This is a genomic window from Allobosea sp. CER48 (genome assembly GCF_044752385.1).
Taxonomy (GTDB): domain Bacteria; phylum Pseudomonadota; class Alphaproteobacteria; order Rhizobiales; family Beijerinckiaceae; genus Allobosea.
Map to the genome: position 1 here is coordinate 1 of NZ_JBIWYK010000231.1, position 5,025 is coordinate 5,025.

General features: G+C 67.0%; 6 protein-coding genes. 1 reads left to right on the forward strand and 5 read right to left on the reverse strand.

Annotated features, from left to right (window positions below):
• A partial coding sequence (locus tag ACIPIA_RS10165; RefSeq protein ID WP_400509113.1) for a hypothetical protein occupies window positions 1–472 on the forward strand: 472 nt, incomplete at its 5' end.
• 69 nt (window positions 473–541) lie between these two features.
• Here ACIPIA_RS10165 and ACIPIA_RS10170 read toward each other — a convergent pair.
• From ACIPIA_RS10170 to ACIPIA_RS10190, 5 genes are all read right to left on the reverse strand, one after another.
• Entirely contained in the window at window positions 542–1,255 is a 714-nt protein-coding gene (locus tag ACIPIA_RS10170; protein ID WP_400509115.1) for a DNA helicase, read from the reverse strand.
• Between the two features lie 177 nt (window positions 1,256–1,432).
• The gene (locus ACIPIA_RS10175; RefSeq protein WP_400509117.1) at window positions 1,433–2,032 is read right to left on the reverse strand and encodes an ABC-type transport auxiliary lipoprotein family protein; all 600 of its coding nucleotides are present in this window, start codon (window positions 2,030–2,032) and stop codon (window positions 1,433–1,435) included.
• 3 nt (window positions 2,033–2,035) lie between these two features.
• Window positions 2,036–3,178, reverse strand: a complete 1,143-nt coding sequence (locus ACIPIA_RS10180; RefSeq protein ID WP_400509119.1) for an MlaD family protein — start codon at window positions 3,176–3,178, stop codon at window positions 2,036–2,038.
• A 3-nt stretch (window positions 3,179–3,181) separates the two neighbouring features.
• Window positions 3,182–3,904: an ABC transporter ATP-binding protein gene (locus ACIPIA_RS10185; RefSeq protein WP_400509123.1), complete on the reverse strand. Its 723-nt coding sequence runs from the start codon at window positions 3,902–3,904 to the stop codon at window positions 3,182–3,184.
• A 125-nt stretch (window positions 3,905–4,029) separates the two neighbouring features.
• Window positions 4,030–5,025 (reverse strand): MlaE family ABC transporter permease (locus tag ACIPIA_RS10190; protein ID WP_400509121.1); only part of this gene is annotated, 996 nt, incomplete at its 5' end.

A 5,025-nucleotide genomic window follows, 5' to 3' on the forward strand; every position in this document is an offset into this window, starting at 1 on the left:
GGAGGCCGCGCGCCGTCAGCCCGAGACCGCGGCCCAGCCGCAGCAGCCGGCCAAGGCCGGATGGCTCTCCGACCTGCTCAGCCGCGCCTCGCGCGACGACAAGCCGGAGCCGAGCAAGCCGACGACGCATTCGATCGAGAAGCTCGACTCGCTCTCCGTCGATATCGCGCGGATGATCGACCATGACGCCGCCGTCGAGCTGTGGGATCGCTACAAGCGGGGCGAGCGCAACGTCTTCACCCGCCGGCTCTATACGCTGCAGGGCCAGCAGACCTTCGACGACATCCGCCGCAAGTACCGGCGCGATCCGGAGTTCAAGGAGACGGTCGATCGCTACATCGACGAGTTCGAGCGACTGCTCGGCGAAGCGGCCAAGGATGACCGCGACTCGATGGTGGCCAAGACCTATCTCACCTCCGAGACGGGCAAGGTCTACACCATGCTGGCCCATGCCAGCGGTCGCTTCGAGTAAGCGACCGGCTCGCGGCGTCGACGCCGGAAAGGCCGCCCACCGGGCGGCCTTTCCTTTTCGCGGCGGGCTTCAGCGAGTTGCGCCGAAGCGCGCCTCACCCCGGCTGAGGAAGCAGGCCTTGTCGAAAAGGGACAGGTCGAGCGGGTTGGGCAACCGCACATCGGCGATGTCAGGGAACGGCTTCTCCGACGCGTCATAGGAACGGTCGATCTGGGAGAGGAAGACGAGAACAAGCCCCCTCTCCCGCGCGAAAGTCCGCAGCGTCCTGACCTGAACGCCCAGTTCCGGCGTATCGCGCCGCTGGTCGAGCAGTTGCAGGTAGTCGATCACGGCCACCGTGGCGTGCGGCGCCGTCGCCAGCGCTCCGACGATGTACGCGGCGCTGATCGCATCCGAGCAATCGCAGTCGAACAGGCCGGCGATCGCATCCCGATCGATGCCGAGCGAACGCAGACGCGCCGCGACATCGAGCGGCGTGTATTCGAGCGTGAAGAAGATGCCGCGGCGTCCGGCCTTGACGGCCTCCGCAAGCAGCGCGAGGCCGGCCAGCGTCTTGCCCTGTCCCGGCCGCCCGGCCATCAGGACGAGGTCGCCCGGGGCCAGTCGGGGCAGAAGCGCGTGCGCGGTTTCCGGCCGCGGTTGCGTCGCGACGAGCAGGCTCCAGCTGCGATAGCCTTCATCCGCGGCTATGCGATCAAGCGCGGCGTGCAGCGGAATCCGGTCACTGCGGCTCAGCAGCCTGGCCCTGCGCTTCAGCAGATGGATCGGGGCCGACAAGGTCATGTCATGAACCTCCTATCGCGGGCAGCGCGCGCAATCCCTCCTCATGCGTGTTGCCCGGACAGTCGGTCAGGTCGTCGAAGATGCCCTGTATGATGATACTTCCCCGGCTGGAGGGGGGAGGCTCGGGCAGAGCCTGAATCGCAAATTAGCCGATCCCGTTGCGACAGGCCACGCGGATCAGCGTGCCCAGCGCACGATCTCGACAAGCACCTGCGAAAGCGCGCGGTCGAGCGCGTGCGTCGCGCCGGCGCCATCGACGGCACCGGCCGGAACGCGCGCCGAGAAAAGCCGTGCACGCTGGATCTTGCCGCTCTGGTCCCCGACGATCCGGGCGGTGATCTCGACCACCGCTGTACCGCTCGCGGCGTCGATGTTGAAGCTGCGGATGTCGGTGTTGAGCTGAACATCCGGCTGGATGCGCTGCCCCGGTGCCGAGACGGAGCCGACACGGCTGGCATTCTCGAAGGTCTGGATCAGCCGCGCCTGCACCAGCGCCGGAATGCGGTCGGCCCATTGAGCTCCACCGACGAAGGAGAGCGCGCCGCTGGAATCGCGGACGATGACCCGGTCGGAATCGAGCGCCTGCACCGTGGTCGGCTCGGCCACCACCATGACCGCGCGCGAACCGCCGACCTTGCCGAAGCCGCTCGGCGCCGAGAGATCGAAGGTCGTCGGCGTGGAACCGCCGCAACCGGCGAGCATGGCGGCGACGGCCAGCATGAGCGTTGCGATACGGGGAGCTTTGGTCGCCGGAAGGCGCGGTGCCTCGATCGTCATGGGCTAGCGGGATCCGTTGTATTGCGGGAGCGGCGCCCTGCCGCCGAAGATGAACTGCTGCGGGTTGCGTTCGAAATTCCGCAGCGTGCGGTTGAGTTCGGTCAGGGTCTTCTTTCCGTCGGCGGCGAGGCTCTCGACATCGCGCAGCCCCGGCCCGGTGAAGCGGCTGATGCCGCTCGTGATCTCGGCGGTGCGCTTGTCTAGGTTGTCGGCGAGGGTCCGGATCGACTTGGCGGCGTCGGCGACCTCCTGGAAAGCGCTGCGGCCGTCCGGGCCCGAACCCGATTCGAGGAAGCCCTGTGCCGCTTTCAGCACGCCGTCGATCTGGTCGGCCGCCTTGTCGAGCTTTGCCGAGATCGAGGCGGCGTCCTTGACGACCTTCGCGACGTCGGCGCTCGAGCCGCCGAGCGCGCCGGTAAACTTGTCGATGTTGTCGACGATTCCGGCGATCTTCTGCCTGTCGACCGAGCGCACCACGCCCGTCAGCTCCTCGCTGAGCGTCTGCAGTCGCTGCGAGAGCGGCTGGATCGTCTCGGCGATGTTGCCGAAGCCAGCCATGAGCTTGTCGACGCCGTCGGCATTGTTGCCGAGCGCCTGCGAAAATTTCTCGACATTCCGGACGGTGTTGCTGATCGGGCCGGCATTCTGCTTGATCAACCCGTCAAGCGAGGTGAGCATGGTATCGGCCTTCTGCGCGACGTTGCGCACGGTCTCGATGATATCCTGCAGCTCCGAGCGCTCGGCGATGATGGTCGGCATCGGCTCGCCGGGCTTCGCGGTCAGGACCGCCGCGTCCGGGGCGCCACCGATGAGCTGCAGCGCCACCACGCCTGCCAGGCCCTGCGCCTCGATGCGGGCCCTGGTGTCGTCACGCAGTGGGGTCGTGTTGGCGACCTGAATGACCGCATAGATGCGGCGCGGATCGTCCGGCTGCAACTCGATGCTTGTGACTTCGCCGACGCGCAGGCCGTTGAAGAGCACGCTCGAACCGCGGCCGAGGCCCGTCACGGTGCCGGTGAAGATCACCCGCACGCTCTCCTTGCGCCCTGCCCCACCACTGTTGAACCAGTAGACGAAGCCGAACGCGGCGGCGAGGACCGCGAGGGTGAAGAGCCCGACGAGTGCGTAGTTGGCGCGCGATTCCATGCCCTAGCCGTTTCGTTCCCGCTCTCCGGCCGGCAGCCGGGCCATGGCGCGCTCGCCGCCGAAATAGGCCTTCAGCCACGGATGCTCCGACGCCAGCATCGTCGCCAGCGGGCCGACCGCGATCACCTTCCTGTCCGCAAGGGCGGCGATTCGGTCGCAGGCATGATACAGGCTGTCGAGATCATGGGTTACCATGAAGACGGTCAGGCCCAGTGTCTCCTTCAGAGTGATGATGAGATCGTCGAATTCCGCGGCGCCGATGGGGTCGAGCCCCGATGTCGGCTCGTCGAGGAAGACGATCTCCGGGTCGAGCGCCAGTGCCCGCGCCAGCGCGGCCCGCTTGATCATGCCGCCCGAGAGCTCCGAGGGCACCTTGTCGGCCGCATCCGGCGGCAGTCCGACCAGATCCAGCTTCACCATCGCAAGTTCGTCGAGCAGATCGGAAGACAGATGCAGGTACTCCCGCATCGGCACCTGGATGTTCTGCTTGACCGTCAGCGCCGAGAACAGCGCGCCCTGCTGGAACATCACGCCGGTACGGCGTTCGAGGACGCGACGCTGCGGCGGTGTCAGCGTGTCGACATCCTCGCCGAAGACCTCGATCGTGCCGCGCGCCTTGCGCACCAGGCCGAGGATCGTCCGCGTCAGCACGGACTTGCCCTGCCCCGAGCCGCCGACGAAGCCCAGGATCTCGCCGCGCAGTACGTCGAGGTTGAGCCCGTCCATGATGACCTTGTCGCCGAACGCGACCTTGAGGTTGCGGACCCGAATGACGGCATCGGCTTCGCCCGCCTGCTTGCTCTCGGCCGGCGAAGCCACCTGAACCGGGTTTCTGTCGGGGAAGGCCATCGTCAGAACTCGATCGATGCGAAGAACATGGCGAAGAGGCCGTCGACGACGATGACCATGAAGATCGCCTTGACCACCGAGGCCGTGACCTGGCGGCCGAGCGATTCCGCCGAGCCCTGCACCGCCAGCCCCTCGATCGAGGCGATCAGCCCGATGACGAAGGCCATGAACGGCGCCTTGATCAGGCCGACGGCGAAGTGCTTCCAGGTGATCACCGATTGCAGCCGGGCGAGGAAGGTGTCGACGCCGATGCCGCCATAGAGCCAGGCGACGAGCCCGGCGCCGACGAGGCCTGCCATCGCCGAGATGAAGGTCAGGATCGGCAGCGAGATGATGAGGGCGAGGATGCGCGGGACGACGAGCACCTCGATCGGGTCGAGCCCCATAACGCGCAGGGCGTCGATCTCCTCACGCATCTTCATCGAGCCGATCTCGGCGGTGAAGGCCGAGCCCGAACGGCCGGCGATCATGATCGACGTCAGCAGCACCGCGAGCTCGCGCAGGATCAGGATGCCGGTGAGGTTGACGACGAAAGCCGAGGCGCCGAACTGCTGGAGCTGGAAGATGCCCTGCTGCGCGACGATGCAGCCGACCAGGAACGAGATCAGCATGATGATCGGCGCACCGTTGAAGGCGATCAGCTCGATCTGGTTGACGAGCGAAGGCCCGCGGAACTTGCGGGGCCCGAGGACGACGCCGACGGACCCGACCACGACCTCCCCGAGGAACATCGCGCCGCCGACCATGTCGCGGCCGAAGCGCACCACGGCCTCGCCGATATCGACCAGGATGTCGACCACGCGGAAATGCCTGTGCGCCGGCTTCTCCTCGTCATGGACATGCACCTCGGCGAGCAGGGTCGTATGCTCGGGCTTGTCGCTGACGATGTCGATGGCGGCGCCATCCCGCTCGCGGCGTGCCTTCAGGCGGTTGAGGATATAGGCGCCGAGCGTGTCCAGGCGCGTGACGTTCGAGAGGTCGAGCCGGGCGCGGCTTGC